The organism is Pseudarthrobacter sp. P1 (assembly GCF_050156935.1).
Classification (GTDB): Bacteria; Actinomycetota; Actinomycetes; order Actinomycetales; family Micrococcaceae; genus Specibacter.
The window spans coordinates 3,737,918-3,763,294 of record NZ_CP189584.1 but is presented as its reverse complement, the minus strand read 5'-3'; the positions used below and the strand labels follow the sequence as shown (position 1 = coordinate 3,763,294).

At 67.7% G+C, this 25,377-nt stretch carries 24 protein-coding genes and 1 tRNA gene; 10 read left to right on the top strand and 15 right to left on the bottom strand.

What is annotated here, in order from left to right; translation table 11 throughout:
* Window positions 1-170 precede the first annotated feature (170 nt).
* From ACQCSX_RS17705 to ACQCSX_RS17690, 4 genes are all read right to left on the bottom strand, one after another.
* Entirely contained in the window at window positions 171-2,489 is a 2,319-nt protein-coding gene (locus ACQCSX_RS17705) for a heavy metal translocating P-type ATPase (RefSeq protein WP_427016545.1), read from the bottom strand.
* A gap of 28 nt (window positions 2,490-2,517) precedes the next feature.
* Window positions 2,518-2,739 (bottom strand): heavy-metal-associated domain-containing protein, encoded by a 222-nt coding sequence (locus ACQCSX_RS17700; RefSeq protein ID WP_427016544.1) that lies wholly within the window; start codon window positions 2,737-2,739, stop codon window positions 2,518-2,520.
* A 31-nt stretch (window positions 2,740-2,770) separates the two neighbouring features.
* Window positions 2,771-3,082, bottom strand: a complete 312-nt coding sequence (locus tag ACQCSX_RS17695) for a metal-sensitive transcriptional regulator (protein WP_427016543.1) — start codon at window positions 3,080-3,082, stop codon at window positions 2,771-2,773.
* Window positions 3,083-3,562: 480 nt separating this feature from the next.
* Entirely contained in the window at window positions 3,563-4,120 is a 558-nt protein-coding gene (locus tag ACQCSX_RS17690) for a TetR/AcrR family transcriptional regulator (protein WP_427016542.1), read from the bottom strand.
* Between the two features lie 115 nt (window positions 4,121-4,235).
* Here ACQCSX_RS17690 and ACQCSX_RS17685 point away from each other — a divergent pair, with 115 nt between their 5' ends.
* The 3 genes from ACQCSX_RS17685 to ACQCSX_RS17675 are packed head-to-tail and all read left to right on the top strand — an operon-like array spanning window position 4,236 to window position 5,415.
* Window positions 4,236-4,427 (top strand): hypothetical protein, encoded by a 192-nt coding sequence (locus ACQCSX_RS17685; RefSeq protein ID WP_427016541.1) that lies wholly within the window; start codon window positions 4,236-4,238, stop codon window positions 4,425-4,427.
* Entirely contained in the window at window positions 4,427-5,002 is a 576-nt protein-coding gene (locus tag ACQCSX_RS17680; protein WP_427016540.1) for a DUF2269 domain-containing protein, read from the top strand. The genes ACQCSX_RS17685 and ACQCSX_RS17680 overlap by 1 nt, the downstream gene beginning before the upstream one ends.
* Window positions 4,999-5,415, top strand: coding sequence for a hypothetical protein (locus ACQCSX_RS17675; protein ID WP_427016539.1), 417 nt, complete (start codon window positions 4,999-5,001; stop codon window positions 5,413-5,415). Before ACQCSX_RS17680 ends, ACQCSX_RS17675 begins: the two co-directional genes overlap by 4 nt.
* A gap of 778 nt (window positions 5,416-6,193) precedes the next feature.
* Here the strand turns inward: ACQCSX_RS17675 and ACQCSX_RS17670 are convergent.
* From ACQCSX_RS17670 to ACQCSX_RS17650, 5 genes are all read right to left on the bottom strand, one after another.
* Entirely contained in the window at window positions 6,194-6,352 is a 159-nt protein-coding gene (locus ACQCSX_RS17670) for a hypothetical protein (protein WP_427016538.1), read from the bottom strand.
* Window positions 6,353-6,997: 645 nt separating this feature from the next.
* Window positions 6,998-7,285, bottom strand: coding sequence for an N-acetyltransferase family protein (locus tag ACQCSX_RS17665; RefSeq protein WP_427016537.1), 288 nt, complete (start codon window positions 7,283-7,285; stop codon window positions 6,998-7,000).
* A 438-nt stretch (window positions 7,286-7,723) separates the two neighbouring features.
* A complete protein-coding gene (locus ACQCSX_RS17660) occupies window positions 7,724-7,996 on the bottom strand; it encodes a hypothetical protein (RefSeq protein WP_427016536.1) in 273 nt (90 codons plus the stop codon).
* A gap of 818 nt (window positions 7,997-8,814) precedes the next feature.
* Window positions 8,815-9,942, bottom strand: coding sequence for an LOG family protein (locus ACQCSX_RS17655; protein WP_427016535.1), 1,128 nt, complete (start codon window positions 9,940-9,942; stop codon window positions 8,815-8,817).
* A gap of 9 nt (window positions 9,943-9,951) precedes the next feature.
* The gene (locus ACQCSX_RS17650) at window positions 9,952-10,395 is read right to left on the bottom strand and encodes an SRPBCC family protein (protein ID WP_427016534.1); all 444 of its coding nucleotides are present in this window, start codon (window positions 10,393-10,395) and stop codon (window positions 9,952-9,954) included.
* A gap of 157 nt (window positions 10,396-10,552) precedes the next feature.
* Here ACQCSX_RS17650 and ACQCSX_RS17645 point away from each other — a divergent pair, with 157 nt between their 5' ends.
* Window positions 10,553-11,878 (top strand): hypothetical protein, encoded by a 1,326-nt coding sequence (locus ACQCSX_RS17645; RefSeq protein WP_427016533.1) that lies wholly within the window; start codon window positions 10,553-10,555, stop codon window positions 11,876-11,878.
* A 169-nt stretch (window positions 11,879-12,047) separates the two neighbouring features.
* Here the strand turns inward: ACQCSX_RS17645 and ACQCSX_RS17640 are convergent, their stop codons facing one another.
* The 5 genes from ACQCSX_RS17640 to ACQCSX_RS17620 all read right to left on the bottom strand — a co-directional run bounded on the left by ACQCSX_RS17640 (window position 12,048) and on the right by ACQCSX_RS17620 (window position 18,904).
* Window positions 12,048-12,545 carry a DUF4253 domain-containing protein gene (locus ACQCSX_RS17640; protein WP_427016532.1) on the bottom strand — a complete coding sequence of 166 codons (498 nt, stop codon included), beginning with the start codon at window positions 12,543-12,545 and terminating at the stop codon, window positions 12,048-12,050.
* A gap of 637 nt (window positions 12,546-13,182) precedes the next feature.
* Entirely contained in the window at window positions 13,183-14,085 is a 903-nt protein-coding gene (sucD, locus tag ACQCSX_RS17635) for a succinate--CoA ligase subunit alpha (RefSeq protein WP_427016531.1), read from the bottom strand.
* Between the two features lie 16 nt (window positions 14,086-14,101).
* A complete protein-coding gene (gene sucC, locus ACQCSX_RS17630; protein ID WP_427016530.1) occupies window positions 14,102-15,271 on the bottom strand; it encodes an ADP-forming succinate--CoA ligase subunit beta in 1,170 nt (389 codons plus the stop codon).
* Window positions 15,272-15,485: 214 nt separating this feature from the next.
* Entirely contained in the window at window positions 15,486-17,933 is a 2,448-nt protein-coding gene (gene pcrA, locus ACQCSX_RS17625) for a DNA helicase PcrA (RefSeq protein ID WP_427016529.1), read from the bottom strand.
* Between the two features lie 59 nt (window positions 17,934-17,992).
* Window positions 17,993-18,904 carry an inositol monophosphatase family protein gene (locus tag ACQCSX_RS17620; protein ID WP_427016528.1) on the bottom strand — a complete coding sequence of 304 codons (912 nt, stop codon included), beginning with the start codon at window positions 18,902-18,904 and terminating at the stop codon, window positions 17,993-17,995.
* Window positions 18,905-18,971: 67 nt separating this feature from the next.
* Here ACQCSX_RS17620 and ACQCSX_RS17615 point away from each other — a divergent pair, with 67 nt between their 5' ends.
* The 4 genes from ACQCSX_RS17615 (at window position 18,972) to ACQCSX_RS17600 (ending at window position 21,460) form a co-directional block, all read left to right on the top strand.
* Complete coding sequence (locus ACQCSX_RS17615) at window positions 18,972-19,598, top strand: hypothetical protein (RefSeq protein WP_427016527.1); 627 nt, start codon at window positions 18,972-18,974, stop codon at window positions 19,596-19,598.
* A 92-nt stretch (window positions 19,599-19,690) separates the two neighbouring features.
* A tRNA-Arg gene (locus tag ACQCSX_RS17610) sits at window positions 19,691-19,764 on the top strand.
* Window positions 19,765-19,845: 81 nt separating this feature from the next.
* Window positions 19,846-20,247, top strand: a complete 402-nt coding sequence (locus tag ACQCSX_RS17605) for an NUDIX hydrolase (protein ID WP_427016526.1) — start codon at window positions 19,846-19,848, stop codon at window positions 20,245-20,247.
* Between the two features lie 70 nt (window positions 20,248-20,317).
* Window positions 20,318-21,460 carry a GGDEF domain-containing protein gene (locus ACQCSX_RS17600; protein WP_427016525.1) on the top strand — a complete coding sequence of 381 codons (1,143 nt, stop codon included), beginning with the start codon at window positions 20,318-20,320 and terminating at the stop codon, window positions 21,458-21,460.
* 13 nt (window positions 21,461-21,473) lie between these two features.
* Here the strand turns inward: ACQCSX_RS17600 and ACQCSX_RS17595 are convergent, their stop codons facing one another.
* Window positions 21,474-23,369 (bottom strand): ABC transporter ATP-binding protein, encoded by a 1,896-nt coding sequence (locus tag ACQCSX_RS17595; RefSeq protein ID WP_427016524.1) that lies wholly within the window; start codon window positions 23,367-23,369, stop codon window positions 21,474-21,476.
* Between the two features lie 201 nt (window positions 23,370-23,570).
* Between ACQCSX_RS17595 and ACQCSX_RS17590 the strand changes: the two genes are divergently transcribed.
* Both ACQCSX_RS17590 and ACQCSX_RS17585 read left to right on the top strand, forming a co-directional pair.
* Window positions 23,571-24,350: an oxygenase MpaB family protein gene (locus ACQCSX_RS17590; protein WP_427016523.1), complete on the top strand. Its 780-nt coding sequence runs from the start codon at window positions 23,571-23,573 to the stop codon at window positions 24,348-24,350.
* A 180-nt stretch (window positions 24,351-24,530) separates the two neighbouring features.
* Window positions 24,531-25,337 (top strand): amino acid ABC transporter substrate-binding protein, encoded by an 807-nt coding sequence (locus tag ACQCSX_RS17585; protein ID WP_427016522.1) that lies wholly within the window; start codon window positions 24,531-24,533, stop codon window positions 25,335-25,337.
* Window positions 25,338-25,377 lie beyond the last annotated feature (40 nt).

Here is a 25,377-nt window from a genome sequence, read left to right as displayed (position 1 = left end):
GCGGGCAAACATCTCGGGGAGGATCCTCTATCCCGGGCAGCCGCCGAGCGGTCCATGCCCTGCGGCGATTCGCGGACGCCAGGATTCGGCCCGAATCACCACCGGACATCGGGCGCTCGACGAGCCGGTGCCAGGGAAGATGACCACAGGTATGGCCGCCGGTTCGCCCTTCAGCGGGTTTGCCGTCCGAACCGGCGCAGCCGCAACGAGTTCGCCACCACCAAAACGGAGCTGGCGGCCATCGCGGCGCCGGCGATCATCGGGTTCAGCAGGCCCAGGGCGGCGACGGGAATGCCGATGGCGTTGTAGAAGAACGCCCAGAACAGATTGGTCTTGATGGTTGCCAGGGTCTTCCGTGACAATTCGATGGCGGTGGCCACCTGGCCCAGGTCGTTCCCCATGACCGTCAGGTCCGCGGCCTCGATGGCCACATCGGTGCCAGAGCCCATGGCGATGCCCAGGTCCGCCTGGGCAAGGGCGGCGGCATCGTTCACGCCGTCGCCGGCCATGGCCACCGTGGCCCCTTCCGTCTGCAGCCGCTTGACGGCCTCCACCTTGCCCTCGGGCAGGACCTCGGCGAAGACATCCTGGGCCGCTATGCCGACGGCCGCGGCCACCTGGGCTGCCACCGCCGCGTTGTCGCCGGTGAGCAGGATCGGGCGCAGACCCAGCGCCTGCAACCGGGCGATGGCTGCGCGGGAGCCGTCCTTGATGGTGTCTTCCAAACTGATGATGCCCACGGGCCGGCCGTCGACGGCCACCCAAATCGCCGTCGCCCCGGTATTCTGCTCCTCTTCCAGGGCCGCCTGGTGGGCCGCGGTGAGGGCGATGCCGTTCCCGGTCAGCCAGCCGGCCCGGCCGGCCAACACAGTCTGTCCGTCAACCGTTCCGCGAACCCCGCCGCCGGGGGCGGACTCGAAGTCCGACACCGGTGCAAGGCCCGGACCGGACTTCGCGGCGTGGGCGATCGCTTGGGCAATGGGGTGCTCGCTGGCGGCCTCCACGGCCCCGGCCAGGCGGAGCACCTCAATCGCGTCAAGGGTGTCCAGGGGGCGGGTGCGGGCGACGGCGAGCTTGCCGGTGGTGACCGTTCCGGTCTTGTCCAGCAGGATCGTGTCCACCGTTCGGGTGTCCTCCAGGACCTGGGGTCCCTTGATGAGGATGCCCAGTTGGGCGCCGCGCCCGGTGCCGGTCAACAGGCCCACGGGGGTGGCCAGGCCCAGGGCGCAGGGGCAGGCGATGACCAGGACGGCGACGGCGGCGGTGAAGGCGTCCTGCACGTTGCCGGTGGTCAGCAGCCACAGGAGGAAGGTGAGCAGGGAGATCCCGATCACGATGGGGACAAAGACGGCGCTGACCCGGTCCGCCAGGCGGGCAATCGGGGCCTTGCCCGACTGGGCCTGGCTGACCAGCCGCCCCATCTGGGCCAGCGTGGTTTCACTTCCCACCCGGGTGGCTTTCACGAGCAGCCGCCCGGAGGTGTTGAGGGTGGCTCCGGTGACCGTGTCATCGACGTCCACGTCCACGGGCAGCGATTCCCCGGTGATGAGCGAGGCGTCGATGGCCGAGCGGCCCTCGACGACGAATCCGTCGGTGGCGATCTTTTCGCCGGGCCGGACGACAAAGACATCCCCGTGGACCAGCTCATCGACGGGGATTTTCACCTCGGATCCCCCACGGATCACCGTGGCGTCCTTGGCCCCCAGGCGCAGGAGTGCCTTGAGCGCGTCCCCGGCCCGTGCCTTGGCGTTCGCTTCCAAATAGCGGCCCAGCAGGAGGAAGGTGGTGACGACGGCGGCGACCTCAAAGTAGAGTTCGGCGTGCCCGCCCATCCCCGGATGGGCCGTCATGGTGGGGTTGGTGGCCAGCATGACGGCCGAGAAGAGGTAGGCGGCGATGACGCCCAGGGACACCAGCGTGTCCATGGTGGATGCCAGGTGGCGGGCGTTGATGCCTGCGGCCCGGTGGAACGGCCACGCGGACCAGGTCACCACGGGCAGGGCCAGGACGCCGACCACCCAGCCCCAGTGGGGAAACTGCAGGGCAGGAAACATGGAGATCAGGAACACCGGGGCGCTCAACACCACGGCCAGAACCAGCCGCGGCCGCAGCGCCGCGGCGGTTCCTCCGTGGTTCGTGTGGTCATGGCTGTCGGCACCCGGCACTGCGTCCGGGTCCTGGCCGCCCTGCATGGCGTGTACGTGGCCGGACATGTCGGAGGTGCGGGTGTCGAGGCCGGGCGACGGTACGGGTTTGAGCCGGGCCTTGTAGCCGGTGGCGTTGACCGTGTCGATGACCTGCTGGTCGGAAATTCCTTCAGGGACACTGACCTGGGCTGATTCCAGCGGCAGGTTCACCGAGGCCTGGACGCCGTCGAGTTTGCCGAGCTTCCGCTCCACCCGGCCGACACAGGATGCGCAGGTCATGCCTTCGATGTCGAGCTCAATCACATGGGTGGAGGGCTGGCGCAGCAACTCTTCGGTGCTCATGGATGCTTCCTTCGGTGGTGGGTGTGGTCTAGGCGTCGTTGGATACGACGAGGTACCCGGCTTCGGCGACGGCCTCCCCGATCTCTTCGGGCGGGATCGTCAGGTGCGAGGTGATGGTGGCGGTGGAAATACCGCCCACATTCAGCTCGACGGCGACTGCTTCGACCCCTTTGAGGGATTCGAGCTCTTCGGTGACCGAGGCAACACAATGGCCGCAGTGCATGCCGGAAATGCTGACGGTGGTGTTCATGGTGGTTTCTCCCAATTTTCGGTGCGGTGGTCTAGCGCAGGAGCCGGCCGATGGCGTCGGTGGCTTCCTTGACTTTGTCCTGGACAATGGCCGGGTCGCCGCTGGCATCGGACTGGCGGGCGGCGCCGACGACACAATGGGCGATGTGGTCCTCGACCAGACCGAGGCTGACCGCGTGGAGCGCCTTGTTGACTGCGGCCACCTGGGTGAGGATGTCGATGCAGTACTTGTCCTCGTCCACCATGCGGGCGATTCCGCGCACCTGCCCCTCGATGCGCTTCAGGCGGCGCAGGTAGGCGTCCTTGTCGGTGGTGTAGCCGTGATCGATGTGTTCATCAACCATTTCGCTCATCATGGCTCCTCTCTGTGACTGAAGCTAACAATATACCCCCGTGGGGTATAAGGCCAGTACCCCCCGGGGGTATGCGGATCCACGTTGGCCACACGGGAAACCAGCCCGCGGGCCCGTCGCACCGACCGGACTTCCAGGTGCCGCACCCCACCCCGCTGCCGGGGAAACGCGTTCGCGGTGCGGCGGCGCCATCAAGCCGGTCTCCCAGGATGGGCCTGCCACAGGGGCCACCCGCGCCCGCCCCTGCCTGTCAAGCGCCATCCCTGCCAGAGAATCCGGTCCAGCCCTTCGACAGGAACCGCGCCCGCGGCCTGGCGAAGAACAGGTCAGGGGCGCCCGGCGCCCCTGGGCAGGGGACATCCGCGACACTCAGCGGTGGATTGCGGCTCTCGTGGTTGAGAACCAGCCCATGCGTGCCCCTGTCTCGGGCCTTGGGGGCGAAAGGGCGGGAAACTGCGGGATGCCCACGGTTCAGCCCTTTGATCGAAGGCCATCGAGCGTGAGGTGGACGAGGCGCTGCACGGCCGCCGTCGACGTCGATTCCGCGGCCGCTGCGAGGGCGTGGAGGCAGTAGTTTGCGAGTTCCTCGGGTGTCAGGTCATTGCGGATGGCGCCGGTTTCGGCGGCGCGGCGCAGCACGTCCTGGATAAAGGCGTCTTGGCGTTGCCGGGCACCTTCGTGGTGCATGGTCGCGGCCATGGCCGAGCCGCGGTGCTCGTAGGTCATCATGGCGTGCATGTGGAGCACCGCCTCCAACTGGTGGCCCGCATCTCCTCCCGCGTGCGTGACTGCGGCGAGGTGTTCGAGGTGGCCGGCAATCTGGCGGTCGTGTTGGGCGTGAAGGATTGCTTCGACATTCGGAAAGTACTTGTAGAGGGTCGCGCGCCCGATGCCGGCCATCTGGGCGACGTGCGACATGGTCAGGGACAGCAGCCCCTGCTCGGACACCAAGGCCGCCGCGGTGTCCAGGATTGCCTCCCGCACCGCACCGCGGTGCGCCTCAATAGTCTCATTCCATAGCTTCGGCACCATCCAAGTATACGAGACGACGACGTCACGACACTCCGTCTTGATTAAGACAGAGTGTCTCGATAACGTGGACTCGGCATCGTAAATACCACCCATGGCAGAAGAGGAAACCTACATGACCGACGTGCCCCCCGGCCGCGACCCCAAGGATGACGCCATTCCCGACACCGGAGTGGGGCGCGGTCGCGGAGCGCCCATCGGCACACCACGGTGGGTAAAGGTGTTTGGCATCATCGCCGCCGTCCTGATCCTTTTGTTTGTCATCAACCACCTGGCCGGCGGCGGCATAGGGAGCCACACGCCGTGATGACCATGACGCCCCGCCTCCGCAAGGCCGTGCTCACCGCGCATGTGACGTCCTCGGTTGGCTGGTTCGGCGCGGTCGCTGCATTCCTGGCTCTCGCCGTTGCCGGCCTGGCCAGCCCGGATGCCCAGGTGGTGCGGGCCGCGTATCTTGCGACGGAGATGACCGGCTGGTTTGTCATTGTCCCTTTGGCGCTCGCTTCGTTGCTTACCGGGGTTGTCTCATCGCTGGGGACCACCTGGGGCCTATTCCGGCACTATTGGGTTCTGATAAAGCTACTGATAACGGTCCTGGCCACTGCCGTTTTGCTGGTGCACATGGGCCCCATTAGCGGGCTTGCAGACGCTGCGGCAGCCACGGCATTATCCAGCACCAGTCTTCGCGGGCTGAGGATCCAAGTCGTGGTCCAGGCCGGTGCCGCACTGCTGGTGTTGCTCGTGGCCACGACGCTGTCGCTGTACAAACCGCGGGGCATGACCGGGTATGGGCAACGAAAGCAGTACGGAAGCCTCCAAGCCGCCGTCGACGAGGGACGGGCAGGTCAGCGGCGCGCCAACCCCAAAAGGAGAATCCAATGAATGGTCACGGCAGCCCGGGCAGCGAAACCGCCGCCCAAACCGTTGGCATGATCGCTGCCCTTTCCTACATCGACGGCGCCGGCTTCCATGGCATCGACATGGCCCTTGGCTCGGCATCGCCCACGATCGACCCATCGTGGTCCGGGCACGCCCACAACGCGCTCATCGCGGTCGCTGCCGTTTTCTGGCCAGAGGAACTCCAGCCACAGGCAACACAGTTTGCCAACGCCGCCGGGCGGTTAGCCATCGCGTTGGAGGCGGGCGAGACGAGCGCTGCCGTTCTCCCCGCCCGAGAAGTCCACGCAGCGTGGCATACCCTAAGCAGCGTGGGATGGAACCACCTGGCCAAGACCGCCGGGATCCATGGGGAAGGCGACACGGACCGACATCAGCATCCGCATCAGGAGACGTAAAGAACTTCACGTTCTTCCGTGCCGGTAGGCAATTGTCGCTTGCCTTAAGGGCAGCTCTTCCCGACCGGAATGGTGATGGTTTGGGACCCGGCATCGGTTCGGATGGTCAACGGAACGCATGCGGGAGCTGTGAGCCAAAAACCTCCCGGGTAGACGAGCCAGTTGGCATCTGGGTGTTGCCCGGACGAGCAACCAGGCACATGCAAGGTGGTGGCCAGCACGGCGGTACCGGCCGCCGTTGCATCGGCTGAGTCCCCGGATCTGATCGGATCCACGCAGTTGAACGTCTGTATCGGATCGGCATTGAACGGGGTGATCTCCGTTCCCTCTCCGGAGAGAGCACTGGACGTAGCGCCGGCCGATGGCGTGGCATCAGGCGTGCCCGTTGGCGTGCACGCCGGAGTGGTGCATACAACGACGGCGTACAACACGACAAGGCTAGCCCGCGCGTTCGAGGCATTGTTTGTATTGCCCACCCGACGCGTACCGGCACGCTACGCCCGCGGCGGGCACTCCTCAACGGACGGAGCCACGGTTCTGGCCTGCGGGAGCAGATCCGAGGTCAATGCCCTGCCACCGTGCCGAGGAACACCTGCGCGGCTCGGGAGGCGGATGTTGGATTGAACGGGTGCCATCCAAAATCCTCATATGTCACACGGGCGGTGATTCCGAAGAACAGTTGCGGTGCGCTCGTTGCCTTCCCATGCTTTCAATCCGAATCCACCCTTACCGGTATGCCGTAGGAACCGGAAAGGGCTGCCGAGCAGGCGGACTCCGACTACCTGGCCGGACTTTCACTCAGTCCGGCCAGGCCCAGACGCAGGCTTGCCATCGGGCCAAAGGCCGGGCAGTCCTTGCCGAATGGCCTCGTCAATGCCGGGTGCACCGTGATGCTGCGCGCCGGAAGACCAGTGCCGGATTTGTCGCTGCCGGTCATAGTCACGTCCAACGCCTCCTCAGTCAGCTCCGGTAGCGACACGTTGCCCACCAGCGTCCCATCCGGAGTCGGCGAGGCAGTGCACGGCTCCTCCTGGCCGGACTGGCACGGGGATGGAAGCGCGAGACTCCCCGGAACCAGCGCCAGAGTCTCCTGCGTGCAGGTTCCGGCCTGGCAGGCCCGGACCGCCAGGGAACCGACCTGCGGCGCAAGGTCGGCACCCACTACGACCGTTATTCCACGGAAGGTCGCGATGGCCGGACACACCGGGCCGGGCGCGCAGCCAGCCAGGACGGGGACCAGCGCCAACGCAACAGCGGCCAGCCAAATCCTGAACATACGCCAGCCTAGACATCGCCTATCCGCACAGGCAAGTCTCAATTCGGTGCCGGATGTTTTTCGCGAAGGTCCTGACAGGACTCTGCTCCTCTTTCAGGCTTATCCAACGGACTCGGCTCTTCGGAACTGAGACCGCCTTTCGGCAGCGCCGGATACCCTGTGACTGTTGACTTCGGTGGGAGGCTAAATCACAGCTTCGTTTGGCGGTCCTTTGGTCCCGTGGGGCAGCGGCCGGCAATGCCGTCACGCAAAAAACGAATGGGGAAGCGGGTTCCTACGATTCCGGGCTGCCGGAGGATTTCCGCATTACAAATGTTGTTCCACCAGAATCGTGTCCGGCCAGACTCCGGCGTAGGGCCCGTAGGCCATGCGGGCGATGTGTTCGCGATGGCCGATCCGCCGGTAGCCGGCCTTTTCGTAGAGAGCCACGCTGGGCAGATTTTCGGGGAAGAAGATGGACGATTGAATGGTCCAGTATCCGCGGTCCCGCGCCCGCTCCGCCCGGCCGCGCAGCACGGTGAGGCCGACGCACCGGCCGGCGGCGTCAGGCTGGCGATAACCGGATACAACGAACGGCCCGGCGTAAGGTTTCAAAGGTTCACCCCGCCCTGGCCACCACCGGGCCTACCGGCCCGGCCGGCGAGACGGTGCATTGCTCGCGCGAAACCCTTGACCGGTGGATCCGGGCTCGGTCCTGGCGCTGGCCGCGATGTTGAAGATTGAGCTCCCGCGCCGCACCGCGGCCCAGGTCAGGCGGATCATGGTAGGGACCCTCGCCGACGCCCCGTCCGAGTCGACGCTGCTGGGCCACTTCCGCTCCCGACTCCGATGCTGGCCAAGTGGTTGTAGGTGCTCGTGATCCCGGCCCGCAAGGGCGAAGACCCTCGTCCCGGGCCCGGTTCTTCTGACCCCTGCGGCAGATCATCGAATCGATCAACGACGCCCTCAGGACCAGCCGGGCCGGCCGTCGTTCACTGATCGCCTGCAACCAGTGCCACCCTTGGAATTGCTCGTCGGGGCAGTGTCGCTGGCCTAGTACGTGATCAAAACCACCGAGGAAGCAACGAATTGCACCTTGGGCTGGCTGCCGGATGGAAATGGACTGTGTGCATTCGGGGCGTATGCCGGAATTGACGTCACAGCATGCGTCCCCGACTCTATGGACCAAAGATGGCTGCCTTCCTCTTCCAACAGATTCAAGGTCCCCGCGAGAGATTCATCGAGCATGGACTGGAGGGCCATCATCGCTTCGGCGATGGTGTCATACCCATCGGTGGCGACGACAAGGGATTGGGTTTTCGTCATGATGATTGGCTTTCGATGAGCCCAGGCGAACACGTCGCGTGAGCGTGGTGATCTATGTGAAGGCGTGCTTTTAAGCCATCGCTGTAGCGGCAACCGCCGGCACCGGGGAACTCCGTCCCGCGGGCCAGGCATCAAGGGCCACCGAAATCGATGGTTGGCCGCGTACCGGACAGTCTCCGCGTCGAGCAGCGGTCGACTTAGGCGGATTGAACCGGCCGGTTTCTTGCAGACCGCTTGTCTATGTCCGGCTGATGGAGAGCTGAACGATCGACGGCGTTACTGGCGTCGTTGCCCTTTCGAGGGCCGCCGGAGAAAAAGAGGAGTGGAGGTCCGGCACGAGCCGGCCCGAGGTGGCGGTGTTCACGACGTGCAGAACCACGGCTGGGGCGCGCACTGTTCCTCGATCCCTGTGAACGAGGACGCTATGGGCGCAGCCGTCATCCCCAAGGGGCGATGACGCCGGGTGTTCCGCGTGAAATACGACCGTGGCCTGCATGTTCGGGTTGGGTACCGCGCCGGTGTCCGGCTGCGGAAACGAATCACTGATGAGTGCATGGTGCACGTGGGAAGCGTTCGTCGGGGCGTTGCTTTCTACGCCATGACCCGTATGTCCGGAGGCGTGCGACCCCCCCCCAAGACAAGTCGAAACCAGCCCGGCGAAAAGAAGTACTAAGGCAAGTACGGCGGAGATCGCCTGCCAGGGCATCAAGGTGCCAGGCTTGCTGTAGCTCCTCACGTGCAAGGCCAAGTTCGCTCCGCTCTGTTCAAGTGAGACCAGCCTACCCGAGCGCTGAGGCAGTGGACCGCTGCCCCGGCCCCTAGACCCGCAGCGCCCGCACCGCATCCTCCACGCTGTCCACGCACTGGATCCGCCCGGCCATGGCGCGCCCCGCAGCCAGCCTGGACAGCAGCGGCCACACCGGCAGCACCCGTTCCCAGTGGTCCCGGCCCACCAGCACCATCGGTGCCACTGCCGCGTCGGCGGCGTAGTAGTTCTCGCAGCCGTCCTGGAAGATTTCCTGCACCGTCCCCGCAGCGCCGGGCAGGAAGACGATCCCGCCGCCGCAGCGCTCCAGCAGCATGGCCTCGCGGATTGAATTGGCAAAGAACTTCGCGATATGGGTCGCAAATGAATTGGGCGGCTCGTGGCCGTAGAACCAGGTGGGGATGCCCAGGTTGGTGCGCCCGGCCGGGTAGCGCGCCAGCACCGCGTCCGCCGCGCGCGCCCAGGCGGACACCGAGGGCCTGAACCCCGGGACCGGGGCCAGCCTGTCCAGCGCCCACTCCAGCGCGGCGTCGTCCTCGTCCGCCAGGTACGCGCCCAGGTTGGCCGCCTCCATGGCTCCCGGGCCGCCGCCCGTGGCCACCACGCACCCCTGCCGCGCCAGCAGCCGGCCCAGGCCGGCCGCCGTCGCATAGTCCCCGCTCCCCCGCGCCGAGGCGTGCCCGCCCATCATGCCCACCACCGGAGCCCCGGACAACGCGCCGTCCTGCAGCGCCTCGTCGAGGGCATCGGAGATGGCGTGGTCATGCATGGCGGTGGCCAGCGTGGCATCCAGCGAACGCTCCCGTGCGGCCTGCAGCGCCCACTGGTAGATCCGCGCGTCGGGCGTCTTCTCGTAGGCGCGGGTCGCGATGCCCTGGTACAGCTCGGCCCCGGTGTAGAGCCGGCCGCGGTAGGGATTGAAGGGGATGTCCGGCAGCCGCGGAAAGAGCAGGGCGCCGCGGGAGCGCAGGGTGTCGTCCACCCCCTCGGCAAAGGTGCAGCCCATGAAGATAGCCCCGGCCGCGGCCAGCCCGAGCAATGCCGTGGTCCGCCCACGCAGGTCCACCGATTGGACGTGCCAGCCATGCATGGAGACGGCGCCGCCGGACACCAGGGCATCAAAGCGCGCCAGATCGTCGACGTCGACGTTGCGCCTGCGCGGGGCCAGGGAAGGGGTCACGGCACCAGCCTAGGGCCGGCCGGCCAGGTGGGCATCCAGTTTCGCCAGGGTGCGCTCGATGCCCGCAGCATTGCGGCTCCGGTAGCGCAGCAGGCGCATGACAAAGCGGAGCCGGCTTTGGCGCGCGTCCCACTCCTCCGTCACCAAGGTGCCACCGTCGGCCGGCTGGAGGATGTAGCGCCAGATGTGCTTGCCGAAGTGCTGCCAGGCGATCCGGCGCCCCTCTTCGAACTCGACCACGGTGTTGAGGATCTTGTAGTCCACGGCCATGTTCATCTCCATGCCGAACCGGGCGCCAAGCGACAGCCGGGCCGGGCCGCCGGGCTGCTCGCCCTGGACAGTGCCGGAGCCGTCGATCACCGAATGCATGGCGGGCACGGCCAGCAGCTCGAAGATCTCCTCGGCGGGGGCGGCGATGAAGCGTTGTTCGGACACAAAATCGGGATCATTCATCCCGCTAGCCTAGTCCCGGGCGGCCGGCCACAGCTGCAGGGAAATCCACACCCGGAACGCCGGGAACGGGGGTACAGTGCCAAGGGCAGGGCCAAAGGTGGTCCTGCCCTTCGGAATTGGATCAAGAATGTTGGATCGATAGAACGGCGGTGGTGTTGTGTCCTGGACACAGGTATCGGACGCGGCGCAATTCAATGCGGCCCTGGCCTCGGGCGCGACGGAGATTGAGGTCTCCGGAACGCTGCAGGGCATGCCCTCGCTGACGCTCCCGCCCGGGGTCTCCCTGCGGGGTGGGGAACTGGTCTTTGGGGCCAAGGGCCTGCGGCTGACCAGCAACAACACGCTGGCGGACACCACCGTGCGGACGTCGGCGCAGGAGCTGGCCATCTACAACGATCCCACCGTGGCGGATCTGGGCACCATCCGGCTAAAGAATGTCACAGCCCACGGGCAGGTCTACCTCACGGCCGAGGGCAGCATCCGGGCCGGCCGGGTGGAGGCCGACGGCGTCCACGTGGCCGAGGCGGACACCCGCGGCCGGGTGGACCGGCCCACAGGGTTCGGCGTCGAGGCACTGCAGGGCGCCTTCACGCTGTGGAACCGGCAGCCGGACACCGCCGTCGCCCTCACGGCGCGGCTGGAGAACATTTCCGCCGGCAGCGACGGCGCCCCGGTGCGCGGCGGCGGCGTGTTTGTCGGCGGGCACGGGGACAAGGCGGGCAAGGCCGACGGCGGCACGGTCGCCGTGGAGCTGCTCTCCACCGGAGACGTGTTCTCCGACGGCGGCATCGCCCCCGGTACGCCGGATGTGATCAGCGGCGGCGTCTTCGTCATCAGCGGCGCCCACGCCGCGGCGGTGGTGAACCTCGGAACCACCACCACCTACGGCCAGAACGACATGGTGCTGGACAACTGGGGAGCGGTGGGACACTGGACGGCCAAGGCCGCCGTCACCTCGCACGGCCCCAGCGGCATCGGCTTCGTCAATTTTGGCGACATCGGCGTGCTCACGGTGGAGGCGCCCATCGAGACCACCGGTCTGGGAGCCCGCGGATTCAACGTGTACGACGGCTCCCTGCGGGCGGCCACCTTTGAGTCCATCACCACCCGCGGCGACGGCTCGGTCGGCATCCAGGTCAGCCGCGAACTGCCCTCCCTCACAGTGACCGGCAGCCTCTCCACCTCCGGCGGCACCGGCGAAAGCCTGGTCAAGGGGGTGCTGATGCCGCTGTCGGCGATCGCCCTGAGCGTGAAGCCCACGGGCAGCATCGGCTCGGTGGACATCGGCGGGAACGCCGCCACCGCCGGCGATTCCCTGGCCACGGTGGATCTGGAGGGCCCCGTGGGCACGCTGGCCGTGGGCGGGAAGATCATCGCCCACGGTGCCGGCGCCACGGCGGTGCGGATCGCCGGCCAGAGCGGGCCCGACCTCAGCGGTCTGCGGCTCGAGGCCCCACGCGGGAAAGCCATCACCAAGGTCTGACGGGGAGCACCTGCGGGACGCCCTCAACTGGGGCGCAGTAACTGCACAAAATCTGCGAATTCCATGCAGTTGCTGCGCCCCAGTTAGGGGCCAGGGAGAACGACGGCGGCCCGACGGTGGCCGAGCTCGTCCGGAGCAGGTGCGGGAGGAGTGCGCAACCAAACCCAGTTCAGTCCCACCAGAAATCCCAGGCCGGCGCGCCAAGGAGCCTGCGTGCGTAGTCCCCTTCGCTGATCGGCGGCCGATAGTCCTGGGGATAGAAATTGTCAGGACACAACAAATAGTGCTCTGTGGCCAGCGCCCGGGCAGCAGCAGGGGTTGTCGGTGGGCGGCCGATGAGCAGTGTCAGGGTGGCCTCGCCCAGCTGATACAACACGGCACCGAACCGCTCCTCCCACGACCCCAATACGGCGGAAATCTCTCGGCCACCCAGGAAATAGTTGCACGCACCCGTCCAGCCCACGAGACCGGGGACAGCAGCCGGACTGGTCGTCGGGACCAACAGCAGGCCCGCCTCAGGACCGGGGTATCCGGCGCCCCAGTGCTCCGACCGCTCCAACCGGATGCTTTCGAGGCTCCCTGCAGGTGCCTGGGCGGGCGGTATCCCCGGGTAGGGTGTCCGCTTTTCGGGCAGCGGCTCACCTGTATCAGCATCGACCAGGGCCATCCCGTCCCAGCACCGCTGGAGCACGTTGGCCGCCTCTCCGCCATGGTCCCTGCTTGGCGGCGAGGGCGCGTATGCAGCATCTGGATCCCCGCACCGCCGCGTGGGCCCGCCGATCACGGGCCAAAGTCCGGTCTGCGGAAAGGCGCGCGCGAATTCGAGCCACCGGGCCGGGGCATCATCTCAGGCGACGCCGCTGTACCAGCCGAAATGCGGCAGGAGCTTGCTCATCTGCTGCCGACCTTGCGCGTCAGTGTAGGGGTACGGCTCGGGCCGGACGCGGCGGCCAGCCGGAAGTGCCACCCCTGCGATCTCTGTTTCACCGTCACAGGGCAGCGTCCCGGCCGCGTGCGCCCGGACACTGATTGCCACATTCTCCATCCCCAGGGCGGGGCCGGCTGCTGGTTCTCCATGTTTGTCCATGCCCCGATGATGGCAAACCAGCCCATCCCGGCATAGGTCACCGCAGCCGATTGTGGACAACTTTCGGGAATCGCGCAACTGGGGCGCAGCAACTGCACGAAATCCGCGGATTCCGTGCAGTTGCTGCGCCCCAGTTGAGGGACGGGGGGAACGACGGCGGCCCGCCACCTTTCACTCGAGAGGTGGCGGGCCGCCGGGCGTTGCGGTGGAGCAGTTGCTACAGGGCTGCGAAAACCTCGCGCAGCAGGGTGGCGGTCTCGGACGGCGTCTTGCCGACCTTCACGCCGGCGGCCTCGAGGGCTTCCTTCTTGGCCTGTGCCGTACCGGCGGAGCCGGAGACGATGGCGCCGGCGTGGCCCATGGTCTTGCCCTCCGGTGCGGTGAAGCCTGCCACGTAGCCGACAACCGGCTTGGTGACGTGTGCCTTGATATAGTCGGCGGCGCGCTCTTCGGCGTCGCCACCGATCTCGCCGATCATCACAATCGCCTTGGTCTCCGGGTCTGCCTCGAAGGCGGCCAGAGCGTCGATGTGGGTGGTGCCGATGACGGGGTCGCCACCGATGCCGATGGCGGTGGAGAAGCCCAGGTCGCGCAGCTCGAACATCATCTGGTAGGTCAGGGTGCCGGACTTGGAGACCAAGCCGATCGGGCCCTTGCCCGTGATGTTGTTCGGGGTGATGCCAACCAGTGCCTCGCCCGGGGTGATGATGCCGGGGCAGTTCGGGCCGATGATGCGGGTGATCTGCTTGCCGTCGGCGTCAACCTTGGACTGGGCCAGGGCCCAGAACTCGGCGGAGTCCTGTACGGGCACGCCTTCGGTGATGACGACAACCAGCGGCACGCCGGCCTCGATGGCCTCAACCACTGCGGCCTTGGTGAATGCCGGCGGCACGAAGACGATGGAGACGTCGGCGCCGGTCTTTTCGACGGCCTCGACGACGGTGCCGTAGACGGGCAGTTCAACGGCGCCGTGGACAACGGTGGTGCCGGCCTTGCGGGCGTTCACGCCACCGACAACCTGGGTGCCGGCCTTGAGCATCAGGGCGGTGTGCTTGGTGCCCTCGCCGCCGGTGATGCCCTGGACGATGACCTTGGAGTCCTTGTTCAGAAAAATAGACATAGTGGAAGTCCTCGCTTTACTTAGCAGCGTGGGCGAGTTCGGCGGCCTTGTCGGCGCCCTCGTCCATGGTGGCGGCCAGGGTGACCAGCGGGTGGTTTGCCTCGTTGAGGATCTTGCGGCCCTCTTCGACGTTGTTGCCGTCGAGGCGGACAACCAGCGGCTTGTTGGCGGCGGAGCCCAGCTCGGCCAGCGCGCCGACGATGCCCTTGGCAACGGCGTCGCAGGCGGTGATTCCACCGAAGACGTTCACGAACACGCTCTTGACCTGGGGGTCGTTGAGGATGACGTCCAGACCGGCGGCCATGACCTCGGCGGATGCTCCACCGCCGATGTCCAGGAAGTTGGCGGGCTTGACGTTGCCGTGGTTTTCACCGGCGTAGGCAACAACATCCAGCGTGGACATGACCAGGCCGGCCCCGTTGCCGATGATGCCCACCTCGCCGTCCAGCTTGACGTAGTTCAGGTCTGCGGCCTTGGCCTTGGCTTCCAGCGGGTCGGCTGCAGCCTTGTCCTCGAGCTCGACGTGGTGCGGGTGGCGGAAGTCGGCGTTCTCGTCGAGCGAGACCTTGCCGTCCAGGGCCACGATGTCGCCGGCGCCGGTGCGGACCAGCGGGTTGACCTCAACCAGGGTGGCGTCTTCCTTCTTGAAGACGTCCCACAGCTTGATGATCGCGGCGGCAACCTTGGGGGCCAGTTCGGCGGAGAAGCCTGCGGCGGCGACGATCTCGTCGGCCTTGGCTGCGTCGATGCCCACGGCCGGGTCGACGGCGATGCGGGCTAGAGCCTCGGGACGCTCAACGGCGAGCTCCTCGATCTCCATGCCACCCTCCACCGAGCACATCGCCAGGTAGTTGCGGTTGGCGCGGTCCAGCAGGACGGAGAAGTAGAACTCTTCAGCAATGTCGGCGCCCTGGGCGATCATGACAGTGTTGACGGTGTGGCCCTTGATGTCCATGCCGAGGATTGCCGAGGCGTGTTCAAACGCCTCATCCGCGGTCTTGGCCACCTTGACGCCGCCGGCCTTGCCGCGGCCACCAACCTTTACCTGTGCCTTGACGACAGTGACGCCGCCAATCTTCTCGGCTGCTGCCTTTGCTTCTTCAGGAGTGTGCGCGATGATGCCGGCCAGCACGGGAACCCCGTGTGCCTCAAACATGTCGCGCGCCTGGTATTCAAACAGGTCCACGGGTTTGTGTCCTTCTACGTCGAAGTAGTGTTCTTTTCCAGTCCTATGGACTGCGGTGCACAGGCCTGCCTGTTGCAAGAAAAAGCAGGACCCAATACCCCAAGGGGAACTTTAGTGCAGAGGGGGGAACCCCCTGACACAGACTACCGGTTTAGTGAATAACCCCACATATGCTGGCCAGCAGGCGCCGGGGCGGTTATGGCCGGGGCCGGGGCTACGTGCCCACCTTGACCACGGGGGCCAGGCGCAGCAGCAGGCGCTTCTCGCCGATGTCGAAGCGGACCGTGGCCACCGCCTTGTCGCCTGCACCCTCCACGGCCACCACCGTGCCGTTGCCAAAGCTGGTGTGGTTCAGTTTGTCGCCGACCACCACGGAAATCACGTCCTTCTTCGGCTTCGCCGCGCCCGCCACGGTGCGGGTGGAGAGGCTTGGCGGCAGCTCGCCGGTGTCCCGGCCGCCGACGGCGGAGCCCGCGCCCCAGAACGATCCCCCGTACCGGCTGCTGCCGAAGTTGCCGCCGCCAAACGAGCCAACGGGAGCCACCTTGGCGCTGCCCTCGCGCTTCCAATCGATCAGCTCCGCCGGCACCTCGTCGATGAACTGGCTGGCGGGGTTGTACTGGCTTTGGCCCCACAGGCTGCGCACCTCGGAGCGGGTCAGGTACAGCCGCTTGCGGGCACGGGTCAGGCCCACATAGGCCAGCCGGCGCTCCTCCGCCAGCTCGGCGGGGTCGGTGGCGGAGCGGGCATGCGGGAACAACCCGTGCTCCATGCCGGTCAGGAACACCACGGGAAACTCCAGCCCCTTGGCGGTGTGCAGCGTCATCAGGGTCACCACGCCCAGGCGCCTGGCCTCGGCGACGGCGGCGGCTGCGTCAGCACTGGACCCTTCGGGAGCGTCGGGGATCTGGTCGGCATCGGCCACCAGGGAGACCTGCTCCAGGAATTCGGCCAGCGTCCCTTCCGGATTGTCGCGCTCGAACTCGCGCAGCACCGCCACCAGTTCGGCCAGGTTTTCCACCCGGGATTCGTCCTGCGGATCCGAGCTGGCGCGCAGCCCGGCCAGGTAGCCGGTCTGCTCCAGCACGGCCTCCAGCGCCGCGACAGGGCCCGAGCCGGCGGCCACCTCGGCGAGGCTGTCCATCATGGCCACAAACTGGTTCACCGCGTTCAGCGAGCGCGTGGCCATCCCCGGCGCCTCCTCGGCGCGGTGCAGGGCCGCCATGAAGCTGCTCCGCTCGCGTTCGGCCAACGCGGCCACGGCCCCCTCGGCCCGCTCGCCGATGCCGCGCTTGGGTTCGTTGAGGATCCGGCGCACGTTGACGTCGTCGTCGGGGTTGGAGAGCACGCGCAGGTAGGCCAGCGCATCCTTGATTTCCTTGCGCTCGTAGAAGCGCGTGCCGCCCACCACCCGGTAGGGCAGGCCCACGCGGACCAGCACGTCCTCGATGGAACGGGACTGGGCGTTGGTGCGGTAGAAGATGGCGACGTCTCCGGGGCGCAGATCCCCCTCGTCCTGGAGCCTGTCGATCTCCTCGGCGATGAAACGCGCTTCCTCGTGCTCGTTCTCGGCCACAAAGCCGATGATCTTCTCGCCGTCGCCCTCCGCGGTCCACAGGCGCTTCTCCGGCCGGTTGGGGTTGCGGGAGATGACGGCGTTGGCGGCGCTGAGGATGGTCTGGGTGGAGCGGTAGTTCTGCTCCAGCTTGATGGTGCGGGCGTTGGGATAGTCCTTGGCGAATTCCACAATGTTGCGGATATCCGCGCCGCGGAAGGCGTAGATGGACTGGTCGGAATCGCCCACCACCGTCAGTTCGGCCGGGGCGATGCCGGTGGTCGCTTGGGTTGAGCCTGTCGAAACCGTCGAAACCGCGTCCGTCCCGACGATCTCCTTCACCAGCGCGTACTGGGCGTGGTTGGTGTCCTGGTATTCGTCCACCAGCACATGGCGGAAGCGGCGCCGGTAGGACTCGGCCACCCCGGGGAAGGCGCGGAACATGTAGACCGTCTGGGCGATGAGGTCGTCAAAGTCCATGGCATTGGCCTGGCGCAGGCGCTGGGTGTACCCGCTGTAGACGCCTGCTACGGCGGCCTCGAACGGATCGCTGTGGTTGGCGGAGGAGGAGTAGTCGTCCGCGTCGATGAGCTCGTTCTTCAACGCGGAGATCTTGTGTTGGATCGCCTTGGGCGCAAAGCGCTTGGGGTCCACATCCAGGCCCTTGGCCACCAGCGTGACGAGGCGCAGCGAGTCGGCGGAATCGTAGATGGAGAAACTGGAATTCATCCCGATGGTGGACGCCTCCCGCCGCAGGATACGCACGCAGGAGGAGTGGAAGGTGGAGATCCACATGTTCTTCGCCGGCTCCCCCACCAGGGCGCCAATGCGCTCGCGCATCTCCGCGGCCGCCTTGTTGGTAAAGGTGATGGCCAGGATCTCCCCCGGATGGGCGCGCCTGGTCGCCAGCAGATACGCGATCCTGTTGCTGAGCACGCGCGTCTTGCCCGAACCGGCGCCTGCCACAATCAGCAGCGGCGAACCGGCGTGTTTGACGGCCTCTTCCTGCTGCGGGTTGAGCCCCGACAGCAGCTCTTCGGCGCCGGGCAGGGCAGGCGTGGGCGGACTCTGGCGGGGGGCGGAGTAAGGGTCAAACAACATATCCATGGTCCTCCAAGTCTAGTTGCCGCCACCAACACCGGCCCGTGGCAGGGCTTTGGGCGCCGTCACCGGGCCAGGGCACCGCTGCGCAGGGCGAGCGCCAGTTCGCCGACGGCGTTGGGCGGCCCGGCCAGGAACCAGTCCAGTCCGTTGACGCGCACGACGGCGGTGTCCCCGCCCACCGCCCGGACCAGGGCCTTGCCCGGCAGCCAGTCCCAGGGCGGGCAGCTGTGCTGGAACCAGCAGCCAAGCTGGCCCGCGGCCACCCGCGCCAGGTCGCAGGAGCCGGAGCCAAGCATCCGCAGCGTGGCGGGCAGGACGGCGGCCGCCGTCCACGGCGCCCCGGCGCGGGGATCCGCCAACCAGCCGGGGTGGATGTAGGTGCCGGCGCTGATGCCGGCCAGGGACGCGTCCCCCATGGTGTCGATCGGCTTGCCGTTCAGTGTGGCAGGGACGCCGTGCCCACCCAGCCAGAGCAGGTCCTCCTGCGGCTGGTAGACGGCACCCAGCAGCACCGCGGCGTCGGCCAGCGGCCCTCCCTCCGGTCCGCCACCGTCGGGGGCGCCGTCCGGCCCGCCGCCGTCCGGGGCACCGTCCGGCCCGCCGCCATCAGCTCCGTCCGGTGCGCCGTCGGGCGGCAGCTCCACCAGCGCCAGCGCCGTGCACCAGTAGCTGGAACCCGAGAGGAAGTTGTAGGTGCCGTCCACCGGGTCGATCACCCAGGCCCGCCCACTGGTGCCCTCGTGGCTGGCGCCCTCCTCGCCCAAGATCCCGTCCTCCGGTCGGGCGCGGCGCAGCTGGCCCACCAGCCAGGCCTCCGCGGCCAGGTCGGCCGCCGTCACGACGTCGGAAACGGAGGTTTTCCGTTCCCCCGCCAGCCCTTCGGTGCGCATGCGCAGCGCCAGGGCGCCGGCGTGCCGGAGCAGCGCCGAGGCCAGTTGGTCATCGGGAAGTCGGGGATCCAGGTCGTCGGCCACGGAACCACCCTAGCGAACCGGCTCGGGGGCGGACGCGGGGCACAGGTGGGGCGGCGATAATGGGAGCATGTCGAAAACCCCAGCACAGCGCGCGGCCAAACACGGCGACAAGGCCGTCCCCGCCGGCCGGGCCGCCGCGGCCAACCCCTACGCCCCACGCAACCCCGCCACGAACCCCGGCAATGCCAACCTGCTGGTGATCGCCGGCGTGGTGGCCAGCGCGTTCCTGTTCTGGTACTTCCACCTGCTCACGCTGGTGCAGATGACGGACCTCTCCAACGGGCTGGCCATGCCGGATTCACTGCTGGGCGGTTTCGGCGTCGAGCACGTGGCGGCCCTGCGTGCGGCCATGAACGCCGATGCCCTGGGCCAGCTGGAGTACGTGCACAAGACGGCCGGCACCCTGTTCCCGCTGGTCTTCGCCTTCAGCTGGCTGGTCCTTATTGCCGTCAACGTGGCCAGAAAGCCGCTGCGCTGGGCGTTGTGGGCGGCCCCGCTGCTGTTCGCCGTCGTCCAGCTCTGGGCCAATGTGGCCGTGGGCGCCATGCTCACCGCACCCGCCGTGGATGCCGGGCAGGTGGGCCTGGCCAGCATCCTGGTGGTGTCCTCCTGGATCCTGCTGGTCCTCTCGGTGCTGGCCGGCGGCTTTGCGCTCTATACGGGGCGCAAGCGCAAGGACGCGCCGGGCGCATAGGATCGAGGTGTCCACGCGGTGCCCCGCGCACCCGGTAAGGTGGATACCGCAACCGCATGGAGCCCTCGGATTTCCGGTTCCGGCGGTGGCAGGCGTGAGTAGCTCAGCAGGATAGAGCGTCCCTCTCCTAAAGGGAAGGTCGCGGGTTCGAATCCCGCCTCGCGCACAGATCCAACCGTTTCAGCGAAGGGTCCCGGTGCTTCCTCGCCGGGACCCTTCGCCGTCCGGGACGCCCTAGACTTGGCGGGTGAGGGAATCGTTGAAAGTGTCAGCCGTGTGCGTGTTCGACGACGACGGCCGGTTGTTGACAGTGCGCAAGGCCGGCACCACCAAGTTCATGCACCCGGGCGGCAAGCCCGAGCCCGGCGAGAGCGCCGCGCAGGCCGCCGTCCGCGAGCTGCGCGAGGAGGTCGGCATCGAGCTGGCCGTGGAGGATCTGGTGCTGCTCGGCGTCTGGCACGGCGAGGCCGCCAACGAGGCCGCCACGGACATCGAGGCCACCGTCTTCACCGCCCCCGGCGCCTGGACCGCCACGCCGGCGGCCGAGATCGCCCAGCTGCGCTGGATGGCCCTCGATGCCGGGGCCGGGCACGATGACTTGGCCCCGCTGCTTACAGACTTTGTCCTGCCCGCACTGCTGGCAGACTAGAGGCTCCTGCACCACCCCCGGCCGTTGGCACGGGGCCTGTCCAAACCTGCCCCGAGGGGAATGGAAGAAAATGCTGGACCTTGCGACGATGCGGATCGTCTTTGCCATCCTCACCTTCGCCATGTTGGTCCTGTTCTATCTGGACACCTACCGCCGCACCTCGGCCCCGTATTGCGCATGGTGGTGCGGAACCGTCGCGGCGTTCAACCTCAACGCTCTGCTGCAGCTGGTGGCCTCCACCGGTGGCCAGGGATGGGCCAGGCACCTCGGCAACGGCATCCTCGTGCTCGGTGCGGCATTCATCTGGGCCGGATCACGCTCGCTGGCGGGGCGCCAGGTCGGCTGGCGGCACTGGGCTCCGGCCCCGGTGCTTGCCGGCGTGGCCGCCCTGGCCACCACCAATGACGGCCCCACGTCCACCGAATCGGTCATCATTGCGCTGGTCGGTGCGGGATTTGGCCTGGGTGCCGTCGAATTGCTCCGGGTATGGTCCGACAGCAGGGTCGGCTCCCGTCCGCTGGCCGTGGCCTCCGCGGCCTGCGCCGTCTATTTCCTGGTCCGTGCCCCGGTCCAGGCAATCCTGGGCCCCGAGGCGCTGGTTGCCGTCACGGTGTTCGGCCCGGGAGTCGGGACCCTGCTCTCGATGCTCATGCTCATCGTGGTGACTTCAAGCATGGCCTCGCTCAGCAGCGAGCAGCACCTCCAGCTGCTCAAGGCGCAGGCTGCCCAGGATGGCCTGACCGGACTGCTGACGCGCACCGAGTTCCTCAAGCAGGCCCAAGTGCAGCTGCATGCCGCCGCGGAAGCCGGTACGCCCGCAACACTGGTCATGGCCGATCTGGACCATTTCAAGAGCATCAACGACACCCTGGGGCACGGGGCCGGGGACCAGGTGATCACGGCCTTTGCCGATGCCTGCCGGGGATCCGTGCGCTCCACCGACCTTATCGGGCGGTACGGCGGGGAGGAATTCATGCTGCTGGTGAGGGGCGTGGACGCGGAGGGTGCAACACGCATCGCCGATGGCATCAATCAGGGGTTGGCGGCATCGCCCGCGCTGGCCGCCATGGCCGTTGCGCCGACGGCAAGCTTCGGCATCGTCAGCACCTCTGACGCCAAAGAGCCTGTCGAGTCGCTGGTCCGGCGTGCCGATGTGGCGCTCTACCGGGCGAAGGCCGCGGGCCGCAACCGCGCCGTCGTCGCCACCTGGTAGGCGCAGGGCAGACCTAGTCCTGCGGAGCGGCGTCGGACACGGCGGCCACGGCCTGGGCAAACTGGGTCTGGTGCAGCTCGGCGTAGCGGCCGCCCGCGGCAAGCAGGTCCTGGTGCGTGCCGCGCTCCACAATCTGCCCGCCCTCCACCACCAAGATGGCGTCGGCGGCACGGATCGTGGAGAGCCGGTGGGCGATGACGACGGCGGTGCGCCCCTGCAGAGCCTCCGCCAAGGCAGCTTGGACCGCTGCCTCGTTGGTGGAGTCCAGCGCCGCCGTCGCCTCATCCAGGATCACCACGGCCGGCTGCACCAGCAGCAGGCGGGCGATGGTCAGGCGCTGGCGTTCGCCGCCGGAGAGCCGGTAGCCGCGCTCCCCCACCACCGTGTCCAAGCCATCGGGAAGGGCGGCGGCAAAGTCCTGCAGCCGGGCCCGGTGCAGCACATCCCAGATCTCCTCATCCGTGGCATCCGGCTTGGCCAGGCGCAGGTTGGAGCGGATGGTCTCGTGGAACAGGTGCCCGTCCTGGGTGACCATGCCGATGCTGGCGCGCAGCGAATCGAAGGTCACGTCCCGTACGTCCACCCCGGCAATGCGGATGGTGCCCGAGTCGACGTCGTACAGCCGGGAGAGCAGCTGGGCGATGGTGGATTTGCCGGCGCCGGAGGAGCCCACCAGGGCGATGGTCTGCCCGGGCTCGGCGCGGAAGCTGATCCCGTGCAGGATCTCGTCCCCGCCCCGGCTGTCCAGCACCGCCACGTCCTCCAGCGAGGCCAGCGACACCTTCTCCGCGGAGGGGTAGGCAAAGCGGACGTCGTCGAACTCGATCCCGACCGCACCCGTGGGCAGGGCCCGCGCACCGGGGGCCTCCTGGATGAGCGGCTTCAGGTCCAGGATTTCAAAGACGCGGTCAAAGCTGACCAGGGCGCTCATGATGTCCACACGGGCGTTGGCCAGCGCTGTCAGCGGCGCGTACAGCCGGGTCAGCAGCAGGGCCAGCACGACGACGTCGCCGGGCGCCAGCTGGCCCGCGATGGCGAAATAGCCGCCCAGCCCGTAGACCAGCGCCAGGGCCAGGGAGGAGACCAGCATCAGGGCGGTGAAGAAGACGAACTGCATGATGGCTGTCTTGACGCCGATGTCGCGCACCCGGGAGGCCCGGGCGGAGAACTCGCGCGACTCGTCGGCCGGGCGGCCAAAGAGCTTCACCAGTGTGGCGCCGGGGGCGGAGAACCGCTCGGTCATCTGGGTGCTCATGTCCGCGTTCAGGTTGGCCGCCTCGCGGCGCAACCCGGCCAGCCGGGAGCCAAAGCGCCGGGCCGGGATGAGGAAGATGGGCAGCAGCACCAGGGCCAGCACCGTGACCACCCAGGAGGTGTTGAGCATGACCACCAGCGTCAGCACCAGCGCCACCACATTGGAGACAATGCCGGACAGGGTGCCGCTGAAGGCCTGCTGGGCGCCGATGACGTCGCTGTTGAGCCGGCTGACCAACGCACCCGTGCGCGTCCGGGTGAAGAAGGCAATCGGCATCTTCTGCACGTGGTTGAACACGGCCGTGCGCAGGTCCAGGATGACGCCCTCGCCCAGGTTGGAGGAGAGCCAGCGGATCACCAGGCTCAGCCCGGCGTCCAACACCGCCACCAGCGCGATCAGCAGCGCCAGGTTGATGACCACCTGCACATCGGATTTGGCCACGATGGCGTCTACCACGCGCCCGGCCAGCACCGGGGTGGCCACGGCCAGCACGGCGGAGGCCACTGACAGCACCACGAACACGGCCAGCTTGCGGGCGTAGGGCTGGGCAAAGGCCAGGGTGCGCCGTACGGTGTCCTTGGAGATCGCGTTGCTGCTCTTGTCCGAGCGCATCGAACTCCACAGCGAGCTCCACGCTGCGCCTTCCATGCTCATCGAGCGGTCCTCCAAACTAGGGGCCGGCAGCTGCGCCGGCCATAGGTACCAAGACTACGCGCGGGGAGCGACGGCGGGATCCGCGCGGCGGACCGGGCGCGGAACCCGGCGGCCCGGCGCGTGGTCCGGTGCGGACCAGCGCGCAGGCGCGGGACCGGCGCGGACCAGCGCGCAGGGGGTCCGGTTGGGTACATTTGAGGCATGGCGCGCACGGTGGAGGAGATCAGGTCGGAGGGGGTCCAGCTGGCCGGCGGGCCCCGGGCCATCCTGCTCCAGATCGCCCACCCGGCCGTCGGCCGCGGTGTGGCCGAGCACAGCACCTTTGCCGAGCGGCCCCTTGAGCGCCTCGAGGCCACCCTGACGTACGTCTACGCAGCGGCCCACGGCACCGAGGCGCAGATCGCCGAGGTCCGCCGCCGTGTCAACCGGGCCCATGCCCGGGTCCGCGGCGCGGAGTCCGGCGACGGCCGCGCACCGGCCTACAGCGCCTACGATCCGGCCCTGCAGCTGTGGGTTGCCGCCACGCTCTACCAAACGGCCGTGACGGTGGAAGAGGCCATCTTCGGCCCCTTGGATGAGGCGACGGCGGAGCTGCTGTACCAGCGCTACGCGGCTCTGGGCACGGTCCTGCAGATGCCGTCCGGGCTCTGGCCGTGCGACAGGGCCGCCTTCGGCGCCTATTGGGACACCCAGCTGGAGACCCTGAAGGTCAGCGACGAGGCCCGGTCCGTGGCGCATGATCTCCTGCACCCGGCCGCCGGCCCGCTCTGGCTCCGGCTGGCCATGCCCACGGCCCGCCTGCTCACCACCGGCCTGCTGCCGCAGCCGCTGCGCGAGCAGTTTGGCCTCCCATTCGGCCCCGCCCGGGCGCGCCGGTACCACCGGCTCCTGCGCGCCACCGCCGCCGTCTATCCGCGGCTGCCGCGCCGGCTCCGCTTCGGGCTCAAGAACCACTACCTGCGCCGGCTCCAACCCACCTAGCCGCCGCAGACACCACCATCGGCACCCACGCCGGAGCCTGTGGGTCAAATCACCACCTTCACAATTGCGTCATACTTGGAAATAGAAGTGCCGCACCGCGGCGTTGTGGCTGGTAGTCTCGCTCCCACTGCCGCCGCCGCGATCCGGCGTCGGCCCTGCCGCTCTACCAAAGGACACCCGATGAACCGCCGCCGTTTTGGACTTGTTGGAATGCTTGCCGCCGCCTCGATCGCACTGGCCGCATGCTCCGGCGGCACCGGGTCCACGGCGACGGGCGGGGACACCTCGCTCTCGGATGTGAAGAGCAAGGGCGAAATCGTCTTCGCCACCGAGGGCACCTACAAGCCCTTCAGCTTCCACGAGGGCGGCGCCGGCGCGCTCACCGGCTACGACGTCGAGGTGGCCCAGGCCGTGGCCGGCAAGCTGGGCGTGAAGGCAACCTTCCAGGAGACCCAGTGGGACGGTATCTTTGCCGGCCTGGAGGCCAAGCGCTTTGACGCCATTGCCAACCAGGTCACCATCAATGCCGACCGCACGGCCAAGTACGATTTTTCCACCCCGTACACCGTCTCCGCGGGCGTGATAGTGGTCAAGGACTCGAATGACTCGATCAAGTCCTTCGCCGACCTCAAGGGCAAGACCACCGCACAGTCGCTGACCAGCAACTGGTACACGCTGGCCACCCAGAGCGGCGCGAATGTCCAGGCCGTGGAGGGTTGGGCCCAAGGCGTTGCCCTGGTCCAGCAGGACCGGGTGGATGCCATCGTCAATGACAAGCTGACCTGGCTGGACTACAACAAGAACACCCCCAACTCCGGCCTGAAGGTCGCCGCCACCACCACCGACACCTCGCAGAGCGCCATCGCCTTCCGCAAGGGCTCCACCGAACTGGTGTCCGCCGTCGACAAGGCCCTGGCCGAGCTGGCAGCGGACGGCACTCTGGCGGCCCTTTCCGAGAAGTACTTCGGCGCCGACGTCAGCAAGTAGCCCCTGTCCCGCACGTCCCAACGGGCCCCGGGAATCGGGG